This is a genomic window from Rhizobium sp. CB3171, assembly GCF_029714265.1.
Lineage (GTDB): Bacteria > Pseudomonadota > Alphaproteobacteria > Rhizobiales > Rhizobiaceae > Rhizobium.
On sequence record NZ_CP121653.1, the window covers coordinates 535,999 to 551,822 of the forward strand.

The following is a 15,824-nucleotide window of genomic DNA, read 5'->3' on the forward strand; positions in this document are numbered from 1 at the left end:
GACGCTGATATGCTGACCGTTGGATCAAACACGCAAGGCGCCTCCCCAAAGATCGACTGGGTCTTTGCGAGGAACAAGACTGTCCGTGGAACGGCTTATTACGAAGCCGGTAGCGGTGAGCCGCTTGTCCTGATCCACGGTGTCGGCATGCGGCTTGAAGCATGGGCACCGCAGATATCAGCCTTTGCTGGAAACCATCGCGTAATCGCTGTCGACATGCCCGGGCATGGTGAAAGTGCCGGATTGCCGGTCGGAAGCCGCCTTCAGGAATTCGTCGCCTGGTTCGGGCAATTCCTGGACGAAATGGCGATTGAGACCGCAAATGTTGCCGGCCACTCGATGGGTGCATTGGTGTCCGGAGGGGCGGCTGCAACGTTCGGCAGCCGTATCAAGCGTGTGGCATATCTCAACGGCGTCTACCGGCGTGACCCGGAGGCAAAGGCGGCGGTGCTCGCGCGCGCGGCAGCCATTCCGCTGACGGGTGTGGACAAGGAAGGCCCGTTACTTCGATGGTTCGGCGACGATCCCGACAGTGTCGTTGCGCGCGACCTGACGCGGCAATGGCTGAACCTTGTCGATCCGCAGGGCTATGCCGTCGCTTATTCGGCATTTGCCGAGGGGGACGAGACCTACGCGGATCACTGGAAGGACGTCAAGGGTCCGGCGCTGTTTCTGACGGGATCGGATGACCCCAATTCGACGCCGCTGATGGCGACCCAAATGGCGGCGCTTGCGCCCCATGGTTGGGCGCGGATCGTCGAGGGCCATCGCCATATGGTCAACCTGACTGCACCCGACACCGTAAATGCGCTGCTCGCCGAATGGCTTTCAGAGGGGGAGGATGTGAAATGACCCTACAGCTTGCGGACCCAAGAGCGCTTCGCGATGCTTTCGGCGCCTTCGCGACAGGGGTAACGGTCGTGACCGCCCAGGATGCGGACGGAAAGCCTATCGGCTTCACGGCAAATTCCTTTACGTCGGTGTCGCTCGATCCACCTCTTTTGCTTGTTTGCCTGGCTAAGACCTCCCGTAACTACGCGACCATGACGAGCGCGAAGCATTTCGCCATCAATGTTCTGTCGGAAAGCCAGAAGGATGTGTCCAATACCTTCGCGCGCCCGGTCGAAGATCGGTTCGCGCTGGTCGATTGGCAGGCGGGCGCCGCAGGCTGCCCAATCTTGGCGAACGTTGCGGCGTGGTTCGAGTGCGCCCTGGAAAAATTGGTCGAAGCCGGTGACCACGTCATCCTGATGGGGCGGATCGAAGCCTTCGAAAACAGCGGGTTGAACGGATTGGGTTATGCTCGTGGCGGCTATTTCACGCCGATCCTCGCCAGCAAGGCCGTTTCGGCTGCAGCCGAAGGCAATATCGAACTCGCAGCCGTTCTGGAGCATCATGGCGAGGTTCTTCTCATCGGCGATGAGATCCTTTCGCTGCCGAGCTGCGATGGCAAGGAGGGAAGCCCTGCCGACATACTTCGCGATTATCTGGAAGAACTCACCGGGCTTTCGGTGACGATCGGCTTCCTCTACTCGGTTTACGAAGGCAAGAGCGATGGAAAGCAACACATCGTCTACCGTGCCTTCGCCTCGGAAGGCGAGCCGCGCAATGGCAGGTTCCTGAAACCCGACACGTTGGCCAAGGCCCATTTCAAGACAAGTTCGACCGCCGACATCGTTGCGCGCTTCGCGGTTGAGAGCCAGCTCGGCAATTTTGGCGTTTATTTCGGCGACGAGACCGTCGGCACGGTCCGTTCGGTTCCAGCAAAGGCAGCACAGCCATGAAATTCTCTCTCTTTGTTCATATGGAGCGTCTCGACGCCGGTCAGAGCCACAAGAGCCTCTATGACGAGTTTGTCGCTCTCTGTGAAATCGCCGATAAGGGTGGCATGCATGCCATATGGACGGGCGAACATCACGGCATGGATTTCACCATCGCGCCCAATCCTTTCGTGACCATCGCCGATCTGGCGCGCCGCACATCGCGGGCAAGGCTTGGGACGGGAACGGTGATCGCGCCGTTCTGGCATCCGATCAAGCTCGCCGGCGAGGCGGCCATGACCGACATCATCTGTGACGGGCGGCTCGATATCGGCATTGCGCGCGGCGCCTATTCCTTCGAATACGAGCGCCTGCTTCCCGGCCTCGACGCCTGGGGCGCCGGCCAGCGGATGCGCGAGCTCATTCCAGCGGTCAAGGGCATATGGAACGGCGACTATGCCCATGACGGGGAGTTTTTCAAATTCCCGTCGACCACTTCGGCGCCGAAACCGCTGCAGCAGCCGAACCCGCCGATCTGGGTTGCTGCGCGCGACCCGAATTCGCATGAGTTCGCCGTTGCCAATGGCTGCAACGTCCAGGTGACGCCGCTCTGGCAGGGCGATGACGAAGTCGTGGCGCTGATGGGCCGCTTCAACGATGCCTGCGCCAAGAATCCCGATATCGACCGACCCAAGATCATGCTGCTGCGCCATACCTATGTCGGCTCATCCGAGGAGGACATCGCGCAGGCAGCCCACGAACTGAGCGTTTATTACAACTACTTCTTCGCCTGGTTCAAAAACGAGAAGCCTGTCAAGCAGGGCCTGATCGAGCGGATCCCGGAGGAGGAGATCAGCGCGAACCCGATGCTCTCCGATGCGGTCATGCGCACCAACAACGTCGTCGGCAATGCCGAAACCGTTATCGCCCGCCTGAAGACCTACGAATCCATGGGTTATGACGAATATTCCTTCTGGATCGACACGGGCATGTCCTTCGAGCGCAAGAAGGCTTCGCTCGAACGCTTCATCGCCGAGGTCATGCCGGCATTTGCGGAGTAAACCCCATGCAACGCTTCCAGTCCTACATCGACGGCGAATTCGTAGACGGAGAGGCCCGGTTTGCAAGCGTCGATCCGGCGACCGGCGAAATCTGGGCCGAGATGCCGGAGGCGCGCGAGAAGGATGTCGATCGTGCCGTAGATGCGGCGGAGAAGGCGCTCTATGACGGACCCTGGTCGAAATTGACGGCCACCCAGCGCGGCAAGCTCCTTTACAAGCTTGCTGATCTGGTTGCAGCCAATGCGCAGAAGCTGGCCGAGCTGGAGACCCGCGATACCGGCAAGATCATTCGCGAGACTTCGGCGCAGATCGCCTATGTTGCCGATTATTATCGCTATTATGCCGGGATCGCCGACAAGATCGAGGGTTCCTATCTTCCGATCGACAAGCCTGACATGGATGTCTGGCTGCGCCGCGAACCGATCGGCGTCGTCGCCATGGTCGTGCCCTGGAACAGCCAGCTCTTCCTGTCGGCCGTGAAAATCGGTCCGGCGCTGGCCGCCGGCTGCACCATGGTCGTCAAGGCATCGGAGGACGGACCGGCGCCGCTTCTGGAGTTTGCGCGCCTCGTCGACGAGGCAGGCTTTCCCGCCGGCGTCGTCAATATCATTACCGGTTTCGGCCCCGCCTGCGGCTCCGCTCTCAGCCGGCACCCGAAGGTCGCCCATATCGCATTCACCGGCGGGCCGGAAACGGCGCGTCATATCGTGCGCAATTCGGCGGAAAATCTCGCCTCCACCTCGCTTGAGCTCGGCGGCAAGTCGCCCTTCATCGTCTTTGCCGATGCCGATCTCGAAAGTGCCGCTAATGCGCAGGTTGCCGGTATCTTCGCGGCAACCGGACAAAGCTGCGTCGCCGGCTCGCGGCTAATCGTCGAGCGAAGCGTCAAGGAACGCTTCCTGGCGATGCTGAAGGCCAAGGCGGAGGCGATCCGCATCGGCTCGCCGCTGGACATGGCGACGGAAGTGGGGCCGCTGGCAACGAAACGTCAGCAGGATCATGTTGCGGCGCTCGTCGAACGATCCGTGCAGAGCGGCGCCCGCCTTGTCACCGGCGGCGAACGGCCTGACGGCGCGGGTTATTATTTCCGGCCGACGATCCTCGATTGCGACGATGTCGCCTCGCCATCGCTTGCCGAGGAGTTCTTCGGCCCGGTTCTGTCGGTGGTATCGTTCGAAACTGAAGCAGAAGCGCTGAAGATCGCCAACGATACGCGCTATGGTCTTGCCTCGGGCGTTTTCACCCAGAATCTCACGCGAGCCCACCGCCTGATGAAGGGCATCCGGGCGGGTATCGTCTGGGTCAATACCTATCGCGCCGTATCGCCGATTGCACCTTTCGGCGGCTTTGGCCTTTCCGGCCATGGCCGGGAAGGCGGCTTGGCCGCGGCCCTCGATTTTACCCGCACGAAGACAATCTGGCTCAGGACGTCGGACGATCCGATCCCCGATCCTTTCGTCATGAGGTGACGCCGATGTTCTATGAAATCCGGACTTATCGGCTGAAGAACGGTGCAATCCCGCAATATCTGAAGGTCGTCGAGGAAGAAGGGATCGCCATTCAGAAAGCTCATCTCGGCAATCTGGTCGGCTATTTCTTTTCGGAGATCGGGACCATCAACGAGATCGTTCACATCTGGGCCTATGAAAGCCTCGATGATCGCGAGGCAAGGCGCCAGAGATTGGCGACCGACCCGCAATGGCAGGCCTTCCTGCCGAAGATACGCGACCTGATCGAAGTGGCCGAGAACAAGATTATGAAGCCGGCAGGTTTCTCCCCTCTGGGGAAGAGCCCGCCAGCCGCATAAGGCATGCCTGTAAGACACCAAGTATAAGGACAAGGGAACATGAAACGTACAATCGCACTGGCGGCTTTCGCCGCAATAATGGCTGTGTCCGGGGCCGCAAAGGCCGAAACGATGGTCTTCACGAGCTGGGGAGGAACCACGCAGGACGCACAGAAGGTCGCCTGGGCCAATCCGTTTGCAGACAAGACCGGCACCGTCGTCGCACAGGATGGACCTACCGATTACGGCAAGCTGAAAGCCATGGTCGAAGCGGGCCAGGTCAGTTGGGATGTCGTCGACGTCGAGGGCGACTATGCCGCCCAGGCGGGCAAGGACGGGCTGCTGGAAAAACTGGATTTCTCCGTTATCGACAAGTCCAAGCTCGACCCTCGTTTCGTCACGGACTATTCGGTCGGCAGCTTCTACTATTCCTTCGTGATCGGCTGCAATGCGGACGCCGTGAGCGCCTGCCCCAAGACCTGGGCCGATCTCTTCGACACGGCGAAATTTCCCGGTAAGCGTACCTTCTACAAATGGTCGGCCCCGGGCGTGATCGAGGCGGCGTTGCTGGCCGATGGCGTTCCTGCCGACAAGCTCTACCCGCTGGATCTCGATCGGGCATTCAAGAAGCTGGATACGATCAAATCTGACATCATCTGGTGGTCCAGCGGCGCCCAGTCGCAGCAGCTTCTCGCATCCGCCGAGGCCCCGTTCGGCAGCCTGTGGAATGGCCGCATGACCGCGCTCGCCGCCAGCGGCATCAAGACGGAAACCTCTTGGGAGCAGAACATCACGGCGGCCGACTCGCTGGTCATTCCGAAGGGTGCACCGAACCTTGAAACCGCGATGAAGTTCATTGCGCTTGCAACGTCGGCCCAGCCGCAGGCCGATCTTGCCAAGGCGACCGGCTACGCACCCATCAACATCGACTCGGCCAAGCTGATGGACCCGGCAATAGCCAAGACCTTGCCGGACCAGCAGACCGCCAGCCAAGTCAATGCAAGCATGAAGTATTGGGCCGAAAATCGCGATGAAATCGGCAAGCGGTGGTATGCTTGGCAGGCCAAATAAGTTGAAGAAACTCCGAGGCTTCACCGCGGGCGTCGTTCCGCCCGCGGTGTCTGACGCAGGTTCGAAATCTTCCTCGGAGCTGGCGCCGTTGTCTGATCCTACGGCGGGAAAGGATTGCCATGTCGACTTACATTGACGTCGCCAGTGAAACTGCGACTACGTCCAAGGCCGTCAGGCCTGCGGGCTTAGGCGAAATTATGCCGGCGCTGATTTTTGTTGGGATCTTCTTCATTGTACCGGTCGTCGCCCTTTTGCTGCGAAGCGTGCTGGAACCGGTTGTGGGCTTCGGCAACTATGCTGAACTCCTGGGTTCGGCGACGTATCTGAAGATATTCGCCAACACCTTCATTGTCTCCGGCCTTGTGACGGCAATTTCGCTGCTGATCGGCTTTCCCGTCGCCTGGACGCTGGCAATCATGCCGACAAGGCTGGCTTCGGTGATTTTCGCAGTCTTGCTGCTGTCGATGTGGACCAATCTGCTAGCACGAACCTATGCCTGGATGGTCCTGCTTCAGCGTACCGGGCTGATCAACAAGATGTTGATTGGAATGGGACTGATCGACCGGCCGCTGCCGCTCGTCAACAATCTGACCGGTGTAACGATCGGCATGACCTATATCATGCTGCCTTTCATCATCCTGCCCCTCTATGGCGTCATCAAGAAGATCGACCCGGCCATCCTGCAGGCGGCGGCACTTTGCGGCGCGAACCGCTGGCAATGTCTTACGCGCGTCCTTCTGCCTTTGGCTGCGCGAGGCATGGTCGCGGGTGCCTTGATGGTCTTCGTCATGTCCCTCGGCTATTACGTTACCCCGTCGCTTCTCGGCGGCACGGCGAACATGATGCTGGCCGAACTGATCGCCCAGTTCGTGCAGTCCCTGGTCAACTGGGGAATGGGCGGTGCCGCGGCCCTGGTTCTCCTCGTCGTCACGCTTTCGCTCTATGCGGTCCAATTGCGGCTGTTCGGCGTGCAGAACACGGGAGGGCGCTGACATGCTGCTCAATTTCGATCGCCTCGGCTGGTGGAAATATGTGCTTGTGGCGGTGACCGTCTTGACGGCAGCCTTCTTGCTGCTGCCGATCCTCTTCATCGCGGCGCTTTCCTTCGGATCTTCGCAGTGGCTGATCTTTCCGCCTCCGGGCTGGACGCTACAATGGTACAGCCAGCTTTTCGCCGATCCGCAATGGCTGGGATCCGCCTGGACGAGCTTCAGGATCGCCTCGATCGTCACGGTTCTTTCCGTGCTGCTTGGGCTGATTACTTCATTCGGTCTGGTGCGTGGAACTTTCTTGTTCCGCGACGCGCTGAAGGCGCTTTTCCTGACGCCGATGATCCTGCCTGTCGTCGTCCTCGCCGTTGCTCTCTATGCCTTCTTCCTGAGGATGGGTCTCGGCGGCACCATGATTGGCTTTGTCATTTCGCATCTCGTGCTGGCACTGCCCTTCTCCATCCTTTCGATATCCAATGCGCTCGAAGGGTTCGACAAATCCATCGAGGATGCCGCGGTGCTGTGCGGTGCGTCGCCTCTTGAGGCGAAGATCAGGGTGACCCTGCCGGCCATCAGCCATGGACTGTTTTCCGCGGCTGTCTTCTCGTTCCTGACATCCTGGGATGAAGTGGTGGTGGCGATCTTCATGGCGAGCCCCACACTGCAGACGCTGCCGGTGAAGGTATGGTCCACCCTCAGGCAAGATCTGACGCCGGTCATCGCTGCGGCATCGTCCCTTCTCATCCTCTTGACGATCACTTTGATGGCGCTTGTCGCGATCGCACGCAAGGTACTGAAATCATGAACGAATCTTTCCTACAGATCAGAGGCATCCGCAAGGAATACGGTCCTGTCGTCGCGGTGCAAGATGTCAATCTCGAGGTCCAGCGTGGCGAGTTCCTGACCTTTCTCGGGCCGTCCGGTTCGGGCAAAAGCACGACCCTCTACATATTGGCGGGCTTCGAAAACCCGACGAAAGGCGACATAAGCCTCAACGGGCAAACGCTGCTTTCGACCCCGTCGCATAAGCGCAATATCGGCATGGTCTTCCAGCGGTACACCTTGTTTCCGCATTTGACGGTCGGTGAAAACATCGCTTTTCCGCTCAAGGTACGGCGCAAGTCCAAGGCGGAAGTCGATAGCAAGGTCAAGGAAATGCTGCGGCTTGTCAGGCTTGAGGGATTTGAGGATCGCAAGCCCGCGCAGATGTCGGGCGGCCAGCAGCAGCGCGTCGCGCTCGCCAGGGCTCTCGCCTATGATCCGCCGGTGCTTTTGATGGACGAGCCGCTTTCGGCACTCGACAAGAAGCTTCGCGAAGAAATCCAGCACGAGATACGCCGGATTCACCAACAGACCGAGGTGACGATCCTCTACGTCACGCACGATCAGGAGGAGGCCCTGCGTCTCTCCGATCGCATTGCGGTGTTCTCCAAGGGCGTCATCGACCAGATCGGAACCGGACCGGAACTCTACGCCAATCCACGCACCCGCTTTGTTGCCGAATTCATCGGCGACAGCGACTTCATTTCCTGCGATCTGCTGTCATCGACGGATGGACACGCGACGATCTCGCTTGGTGGCGACGCGGTCTTCAGAATTCCGGTGCATGGCCAGGCCATCTCCGGAAAGAGGGGAGCGTTGATGCTGAGGCCCGAACGCATTCGCTTGTCGCGAAACCGAGTGCAGAAAGGCAGCCTTGCGGCGACTGTCAGCGATATCACTTTCCTCGGCAATAACGTTCATGTTGCCACCGAAACCGCCGCAGGCGAGGCCCTGGCCGTGCGCCTTCCCTTCGGCCATGAAGCAATTACCGGGCTCAGCCGTGGCGAACAGGTGCATCTGGATTTCGATCCGGATGCCGCTCACGTATTTTGCTGAAAGTCGTCACATGAAGCTCCATGATTTGTCACTGTTTCGTCAGGCCTGTCCGGTTGCGGGCAATTGGATAGAGGCGAAGGACCATCAGGCGACAACCATCCGCAATCCGGCCACGGGCGAGGCACTCGGCTTGGTTCCGGATCTGGGTGCTGCCGAAACCGAGGACGCCATCCGCGCCGCCGTCATCGCTCAGAAGCTCTGGGCAAAGAAGACCGCGGGGGAGCGCGCCACCATATTGAAGGCGTGGTACCGCCTGATGATCGAAAATCTCGATGACCTGGCGATGATCCTGACATTGGAGCAGGGAAAACCCCTGGCCGAGGCCAAGGGGGAAATCGCCTATGGCGCGAGCTTCATCGAATGGTTCGCCGAAGAGGCGAGGCGCATCAACGGCGAGACCATACCCGGCCATCAGCAGGACAAGCGGATCCTTGTCCTACGCCAGCCTGCAGGTGTTGTCGCTGCCATCACGCCCTGGAACTTTCCAAATGCCATGGTGACCCGCAAGGTCGGCCCGGCGCTTGCCGCTGGCTGCGCGGTCGTGCTCAAGCCGGCGCCGCAGACGCCTTTTTCCGCGATCGCGCTTGCCGTTCTTGCTGAGCGCGCGGGTCTGCCGTCGGGCCTCCTCAACATCGTCACCGGTGATGCCGCCGCAATTGGCGGGACGTTGACTGCAAGCCCAGCCATCAGGGTTCTGACCTTCACCGGTTCCACGCGCACGGGTGAACTGCTTTACCGGCAATGCGCGCCGACGATCAAGAAGCTCGGTCTCGAGCTTGGCGGTAATGCACCTTTCATCGTGTTTGACGACGCGGATCTCGACGCAGCGGTCGAGGGCGCGATCATCGCCAAGTTCCGCAACAATGGGCAAACCTGCGTTTGCGCCAACCGGCTGTATGTGCAGGATGGTGTCTATGAAGCTTTTGCAGCCAAGCTCGCCGACGCGGTTGAAAAACTGAAGGTTGGCAACGGGCTGGATCAAGGTGTCGTCCTTGGCCCGCTGATCGACCGGAACGCCGTCCTCAAGGTTGAGGCGCATATTCGCGACGCGTTGGATAAGGGTGCTGAGGTCCTCTCAGGCGGCAATCGTCATACTCTTGGCGGCAATTTCTTTGAGCCGACAGTCCTTCGCAACGTCGACGGCAGCATGCAGCTTGCCAGCGAGGAGACCTTTGGGCCAGTCGCGCCGCTCTTCCGCTTCCGCGACGAGAGCGACGTCATCGAACTGGCAAATGACACCGAGTTCGGGCTCGCCTCCTATTTCTATGCACGAGATTTGTCGCGCGTATTCCGGGTGGCGGAAGCGTTGGAATACGGGATGGTCGGCGTCAACACCGGTCTGATTTCCACCGCTGAGGCGCCTTTTGGCGGCGTGAAAATGTCCGGTTTGGGTCGGGAGGGCTCACGCCACGGCATCGACGAATATACCGAGCTGAAATACGTCTGTTTGGGCGGCATATAGTCTCTTTTGCAGGAAGCGGAGGCCCCTGTTCCACAGGGAAGGTTCCTCAGCGTTGCACTACGGCGGCTCGATGGAATTGATTGTCATGCCAGCTAAAGCGTCAATTTCAGCTCGCGGTAGTGTTCCGTCAATCTCGCCAGGTTGAAGGCCCTGTTGAGCCCGCTTGGATTTGGAAGCACCCAGATTGAAACGCCCGCAAATTCGTCCGGCTGCCTGCCCCATTCGACATGCGTTCGGAGGCTGATCGCCGCGTATGCTGCCTTTCCCAGAAAGGCGAGATTTGCCGGTGCGAAGTTTCTTATCTTGCTTTCCAGTGCAGGAGCCGCGTTGACGTAATCGTGGTTCTTAAGCTCACTGGCGCTTTTGGTGGGCCGTGAGACCGCCGATGTCAGGCCCAGGCCATATGTCAGCATCTCGCGCTCTTCGTCCGCCCGCAGCAGGCGGGGTGTAAATCCGGCGAGATGCAATACACGCCAAAAGCGGTTGCTTCGGTTCGAGAAGTTATGGCCGTCCCGAGCAGCGGAAAGGGCTGGATTCAACCCGCAGAAAACCACGGAGAGGCAAGGCGCAAGGATTTCCGCCAGCCCGCCCGCCTGCATTGCGGCGTCGACTGGATCATGCGTGTCCTTGGCTGAAGTATTTTCTTGCATACCAAACTTCGCTTTGGAAATGACGGTGGAGACGGGGGTGCGTGCGGCGCCGTCAGCAAGTCTACCGGCAAATTGTCGTCATTGTGGCAGGCAGCGGTGTCTGGCATTGCCCTTCAAGCCTGGCGTCAAACTACGATTGGACAGCTTCCCAAAAGAAGCTATCTTCAAGGTCTTCTTCCAATTCGGTAAGCCCCGACCGGTCGATCCGCCAACCAGCACGGACGTTCATCCATGACCAAAGGCTCTGATCTCTTAGTGGCCGCACTTGAGAATGAAGGTGTCGACCGCATTTTTGGCATTCCCGGCGAAGAGAACCTTGACGTTGTCGAGTCCATCCGCAAATCGTCAATCCAGTTGGTACTCACCCGGCATGAACAGGCAGCCGCCTTCATGGCAGCGACCTACGGCCGCCTGACGGGAAAGCCGGGAGTGTGCCTGACGACGCTTGGACCGGGTGCCCTGAACCTTTCGACGGGGGCGGCATATGCGTTGCTCGGTGCGATGCCGATGGTGATGATCACGGGTCAGAAGGGTGTCCTCTCGTCTCGTCAGGCGCGATTCCAGGTGGTCGACGTCGTTGCGTCGATGAAACCGCTTACCAAGCTGGCGCGGCAGATCGTGTCACCGCAGATGATCCCCACGATGGTCAGGGAAGCGTTCAGGATCGCGCAGGAAGAAAGACCAGGACCCGTTCATCTCGAGCTTCCAGAAGACATCGCAGCCGAAGAATGCCCGGAAATGGCACTCATCGCGCCGCATCAGCTCGAACTGCCGACCGCAAGCGACGCGGCGCTGGACCGCGCCGCCGCTCTCATCACTGCAGCCAAGCGTCCGCTTCTGATGTTTGGAGCTGCAGCCTCGCGCCCCCGCTCGACGTCAGACATCGCGCAATTTGTGATACGAACCCGCATCCCCTTCTTCACGACGCAGATGGGGAAGGGAACGGTTCCGGGCGGTACCGAGCTCTACATGGGCACCGCCGCGCTTTCTGAACGCGATTATGTGCACGAGGCGATCGAACAGGCCGATCTCATCATCACCATCGGCCATGACACAATCGAAAAACCGCCGTTCATCATGGGCAAGGACGGTCCGCATGTGGTCCATGTCGGATATCAGCCCGCCACCGTCGAACAGGTCTATTTCCCGCAAGCAGAAGTTATCGGAGATATCGGCCCATCGCTCAAGGCGCTGGCGGATCGCCTCGAGGGCAAACTGCCGAACGCAGAGGCTCTTCTTCATCTGCGGGAGCGCATTCTCGAACGCATCGCGGCGCGGGCGACGGAAGATCGTTTTACGCCCCAGCGCTTGGTCCATGATATCCGGGAAGTGATGCCGCATGATGGTATCCTTGCGCTCGACAACGGCATGTACAAGATATGGTTTGCCCGCAACTACCGGACGCGGATGGCGAACACGCTGTTGCTGGACAACGCTCTTGCAACCATGGGGGCTGGACTTCCATCGGCGATGGTTGCCTCGATGCTTTATCCCGAGCGGCGCGTCATGGCGATCTGTGGCGACGGCGGCTTCATGATGAACTCCCAGGAACTGGAGACTGCCGTCCGGTTGAAGCTCAACCTCGTCATCCTCGTGATCGAGGACAATGCCTACGGAATGATCCGCTGGAAGCAGGCCGTGGACGAGTTCCCGGATTTCGGAATGACGTTCGGCAATCCGGACTTCGTGAAATATGCCGAATCCTACGGTGCCAAGGGAATCAGGGTAGATGACATCGACCAGTTCAAACAGGCTCTCGAAGATGCATTCTCTGGATCTGGCGTTCATCTGGTGAACGTCCCGGTCGACTACTCGGAAAATGAGCGTGTGCTGGTTAAGGAGCTTCGCGAACGGCTCCCTGCAATATTGGAGGGATGAAATGTCGCTCACCTGAGGGGCGTCAGGCAGACTTCAGGTGATCGAAAATGTGGGGCCGGAGGTTACCGAAAGGCCGCCGGAGCCACTTTCGGGGACAAGAGGAAGAACGATTTCCGCCACCAGACCATTCGGCACTCGATCCAGCAAGGTTAGTTTCCCGCCATGTCCTTTCCTGATGATGCCTTCCGCTGTCGGGAGGCCGAGGCCAAAACCGCCTCCCGCTCCGGTCGTGCGAGCCTCGTCCGCTTTGAAAAAGGGCTCCAGCACCCGGGTCTTGAGCTCATCCGTCAAGCCCGGACCATTGTCGCTCACCCTTATAAATATCCCGTCATCGCCGGCATCCTGCAATTCGATGTCGATTTGCGTCGCATAGCGGGAAGCGTTTTCAACCAGATTGGATATTGCTCTCGTAAACGAGGGTCTGCACATATATTTTAGCCGCCGTGGCCCGGAGAACCGGACATCGATGCCGGTTTCCGAGAAATCCGTTGCAATCGTTTGCAGCAGGCTGGACAGGTCCACTTTTCGAGACGGTACGTTGTGGATCGCGTTTGTGAGAAACGCCAGACTCTCATCTATCATGCCATCCAGGACCGTCAGATCATGGAGCATCTTGTGCTGAAGCTCGGGCTGCTCGCAGCGCTCCACGCGCATTCGCAATCGCGTCAGTGGTGTCCTCAGATCATGGCTGATCGATGTGAGCATTCGCGTTCGACTTTCCGCCATCTGCAAGATCCGGCTTCGCATAATGTTCAGCGATGCGGCAAGGCTTCGAATTTCAGCGCTGCCTTCCGCTACGAACGGCTTTTCCAGGCTATCATCGGTACTTGCGCGTTCCGCCGCCGCCGTAAAGCGGCCCATCGGCCTGGTGATCAGCCAACTGCTGACATAGGCAAGCACGATCAAGGGAATGACAATTTTCAGAACTCCGCTTGCGACCGCGGGAAAGAACCACAAGGATCTTGGGAAGACCGGCATATGGAAAACAAGAGCCCGCTCCTTATCGACCATCACGATGAGAGGAACGGATTTTTCCTTGTCAAAGAGGTGGCGCAGACTTCCGAGGAAATCATCTTCCAGAGCGCGGCGCGTCCTCTGCAGAATGTCGGCCGATGTCGCTTCTGTCTCATCACGCGGAGAGATCTGGCTTACCGGCAGTTTTTCCACCGGGATCTGCAATCTCGCGGCCAAGCTCAAGGCTGCCGTTTCCTCTGCAGGAGATCGTGCGTCTCGGAACTGGTCAACCACGCGCTCGATCCGCCCCGCCAGCAAACCAATCGCGATGCCTTTGTCATGGCGGCCGTAGATGAACGGCTCGGTCGTCGCGGCGACCACTGACACGAGAACGATCAGCAAGAGCGCCAGCACGAGGATCTGAGTGCGAATGGAGGCCATGCGGAGACTTTTCACGGCAATTTCTCCACCATTGCTGCGAACAGGTAGCCTCCCAGCCGCACCGTCTTGATGAAAGCCGGGTCCTTGAGGTTCGGTTCGATCTTCTGTCGTATCCGGCTGATATGGACGTCGATGCTGCGTTCGACCGGACCGGCCGATCCCGCGTGCGTCATGGACAGAAGCTGGTCGCGGGTCAGCACCTTGTTGGGATTGGTGCAGAACGCCCAGAGAAGGTCGAACTCGGCCGTTGTCATCGACACTTCATCGCCTTCAGCGTCGAAGAGCTGCCGGCTGTTGGGATCGATGCGCCAGCCGGCAAAAGTTAGCGGCCCGGACATCTCTTCCTCTCGCCGGGAAAACGATGCTCGGCGCAAAATGCTTTTGATGCGGGCGATTAGTTCTCGGGAGTTGAAGGGCTTGGTGACGTAGTCGTCAGCACCCAATTCAAGTCCAAGGACGCGATCGATATCCTCCCGCCGTGCGGTTAACATCAAAATGGGGATAGACCTCGTTGCCCGCAGACGCATGCAAATACTAAATCCATCCTCCCCCGGCAGCATGCCGTCAAGAACGATCAGATCGAACCTGTATTGACGGAGCATTTGATCCATTTCGGCGCCATTTGCCACCGCTAAGGCATTGAAGCCGTTGTCTTTGATCAGCTCGACCAGCATAGCTGCGATATCGGCATCGTCTTCAACGATCAGGATATTGGATTGCTCGGAAGGCGCCATTTCAGATACCTTCCCACGGATTCGAGTAAGTGCCTCGAGTCATTTCCGTTTCAGCAATCATTCTGTCTGCGTGGGTCACGCCAACACTCCAACTAAACATTGCCCTCTCATGGACTGCCGCGATGACGGCACCGTCAATCGCAATATTGATACAGCTCACCGAGTTCCGATGACCGGAAGTTCATAAAGATAGCAAAGGAATTTATGGAGCTGTGTGTGGAAATATTGAGATATATTACGGAGCTTGCTGATCTCGGTGCCAATCCGTGCGAAATCGCGATCCGGTTCCACATGGTCGAGAAGCGATCGGATAGCCTCTGGATGCGGCCTCGCAACATAACTTAACATCAAAAGACACTCCGCAATATCGGCCTGGAGCATGGTGCATCGTCATGAGCGGGTCGAGCGTTGCGCATCGCCCTCTCTCCTGCAAAACAAGATGGGGCATCTCCATGCATTTCAGAATATTCGCTTTCGGCGCCGTCGTTCTCTCCCTGGCTGCGCCGGCTATGGCTGCCGATATGACCTTGCAGCAGTCTGCGCCGCAGCCGGAGCAGCAGAACTATTCGACCTTTAACTGGTCCGGTTTCTATATTGGCGCCCAGGGAGGATATACTTGGAATAAAGCGACCTATTTGGGCCTGGATCAGAACATCAACAGCGGATCGGCTGGAGCTCATGCCGGCTATAATTTTCAGCACGGAAACATAGTTTACGGCATCGAGAACGACTTCAACTACAACTTCGAAAAAGGCAAGGAAGCAAATCTCGAATGGGATGCCTCCGGCCGTGCCCGTGTGGGCTACGCGCTGGATCAAAATCTGGTTTTCGCGACGGCTGGTCTTGCGGCTGCAGGCGGCAAGGTCGACGTCCCCGGAGCCGGCAAAAAGGATGATATCCTGATCGGCTGGACGGCAGGTGGCGGCATCGAGCACGCGTTCACCGACAATATCCTCGTGCGTGCCGAATACCGTTATTCTGATTTCGGGAACAAGGATTTTGGCTCTGAAATCGGAAAAGTCAGCGCCGACCAGCAAAAGATTACCTTCGGTGCAAGCTACAAGTTCTGAGAGAACTGCTCGGAACACTTTCTAGCCGCTGCTTCGCCCAGTTGCCGTGGGCGAAGACGGTAGAAATCAAGCTGCCGGTTAAAGGCACGC

At 58.7% G+C, this 15,824-nt stretch carries 15 protein-coding genes; 12 read left to right on the forward strand and 3 right to left on the reverse strand.

Annotated features, from left to right (window positions below):
- Positions 1 to 9 precede the first annotated feature (9 nt).
- From QA648_RS21750 to QA648_RS21795, 10 genes are all read left to right on the forward strand, one after another.
- Complete coding sequence (locus tag QA648_RS21750) at positions 10 to 852, forward strand: alpha/beta fold hydrolase (protein WP_283053621.1); 843 nt, start codon at positions 10 to 12, stop codon at positions 850 to 852.
- Positions 849 to 1,784, forward strand: coding sequence for a flavin reductase family protein (locus tag QA648_RS21755; protein ID WP_260304834.1), 936 nt, complete (start codon positions 849 to 851; stop codon positions 1,782 to 1,784). Before QA648_RS21750 ends, QA648_RS21755 begins: the two co-directional genes overlap by 4 nt.
- Complete coding sequence (locus tag QA648_RS21760) at positions 1,781 to 2,821, forward strand: LLM class flavin-dependent oxidoreductase (protein WP_260304835.1); 1,041 nt, start codon at positions 1,781 to 1,783, stop codon at positions 2,819 to 2,821. The genes QA648_RS21755 and QA648_RS21760 overlap by 4 nt, the downstream gene beginning before the upstream one ends.
- 5 nt (positions 2,822 to 2,826) lie before the next feature.
- Positions 2,827 to 4,290, forward strand: a complete 1,464-nt coding sequence (locus QA648_RS21765; protein ID WP_260304836.1) for an aldehyde dehydrogenase — start codon at positions 2,827 to 2,829, stop codon at positions 4,288 to 4,290.
- Positions 4,291 to 4,295: 5 nt separating this feature from the next.
- The gene (locus tag QA648_RS21770; RefSeq protein ID WP_104826382.1) at positions 4,296 to 4,628 is read left to right on the forward strand and encodes an NIPSNAP family protein; all 333 of its coding nucleotides are present in this window, start codon (positions 4,296 to 4,298) and stop codon (positions 4,626 to 4,628) included.
- 39 nt (positions 4,629 to 4,667) lie between these two features.
- Positions 4,668 to 5,678 carry a polyamine ABC transporter substrate-binding protein gene (locus QA648_RS21775; RefSeq protein WP_260304837.1) on the forward strand — a complete coding sequence of 337 codons (1,011 nt, stop codon included), beginning with the start codon at positions 4,668 to 4,670 and terminating at the stop codon, positions 5,676 to 5,678.
- A gap of 119 nt (positions 5,679 to 5,797) precedes the next feature.
- Complete coding sequence (locus tag QA648_RS21780) at positions 5,798 to 6,670, forward strand: ABC transporter permease (RefSeq protein WP_260304838.1); 873 nt, start codon at positions 5,798 to 5,800, stop codon at positions 6,668 to 6,670.
- A gap of 1 nt (position 6,671) precedes the next feature.
- Positions 6,672 to 7,472 (forward strand): ABC transporter permease, encoded by an 801-nt coding sequence (locus QA648_RS21785; RefSeq protein WP_260304839.1) that lies wholly within the window; start codon positions 6,672 to 6,674, stop codon positions 7,470 to 7,472.
- Complete coding sequence (locus tag QA648_RS21790) at positions 7,469 to 8,545, forward strand: ABC transporter ATP-binding protein (protein ID WP_104826386.1); 1,077 nt, start codon at positions 7,469 to 7,471, stop codon at positions 8,543 to 8,545. The genes QA648_RS21785 and QA648_RS21790 overlap by 4 nt, the downstream gene beginning before the upstream one ends.
- Positions 8,546 to 8,555: 10 nt before the next feature.
- Positions 8,556 to 10,007 carry an NAD-dependent succinate-semialdehyde dehydrogenase gene (locus QA648_RS21795; RefSeq protein ID WP_260304840.1) on the forward strand — a complete coding sequence of 484 codons (1,452 nt, stop codon included), beginning with the start codon at positions 8,556 to 8,558 and terminating at the stop codon, positions 10,005 to 10,007.
- 92 nt (positions 10,008 to 10,099) lie between these two features.
- Here the strand turns inward: QA648_RS21795 and mug are convergent, their stop codons facing one another.
- On the reverse strand, positions 10,100 to 10,606 hold the full coding sequence (mug, locus tag QA648_RS21800) for a G/U mismatch-specific DNA glycosylase (RefSeq protein ID WP_260305222.1): 507 nt from the start codon (positions 10,604 to 10,606) through the stop codon (positions 10,100 to 10,102).
- A gap of 282 nt (positions 10,607 to 10,888) precedes the next feature.
- Here mug and QA648_RS21805 point away from each other — a divergent pair, with 282 nt between their 5' ends.
- Positions 10,889 to 12,535 (forward strand): acetolactate synthase large subunit, encoded by a 1,647-nt coding sequence (locus QA648_RS21805; protein WP_104826388.1) that lies wholly within the window; start codon positions 10,889 to 10,891, stop codon positions 12,533 to 12,535.
- A 33-nt stretch (positions 12,536 to 12,568) separates the two neighbouring features.
- Here the strand turns inward: QA648_RS21805 and QA648_RS21810 are convergent, their stop codons facing one another.
- Positions 12,569 to 13,945, reverse strand: coding sequence for an ATP-binding protein (locus tag QA648_RS21810; protein WP_283053626.1), 1,377 nt, complete (start codon positions 13,943 to 13,945; stop codon positions 12,569 to 12,571).
- Positions 13,942 to 14,664, reverse strand: coding sequence for a response regulator transcription factor (locus QA648_RS21815; RefSeq protein ID WP_104826390.1), 723 nt, complete (start codon positions 14,662 to 14,664; stop codon positions 13,942 to 13,944). The genes QA648_RS21810 and QA648_RS21815 overlap by 4 nt, the downstream gene beginning before the upstream one ends.
- Positions 14,665 to 15,116: 452 nt before the next feature.
- Here QA648_RS21815 and QA648_RS21820 point away from each other — a divergent pair, with 452 nt between their 5' ends.
- Entirely contained in the window at positions 15,117 to 15,734 is a 618-nt protein-coding gene (locus tag QA648_RS21820) for an outer membrane protein (RefSeq protein WP_283053628.1), read from the forward strand.
- Positions 15,735 to 15,824: the final 90 nt, after the last annotated feature.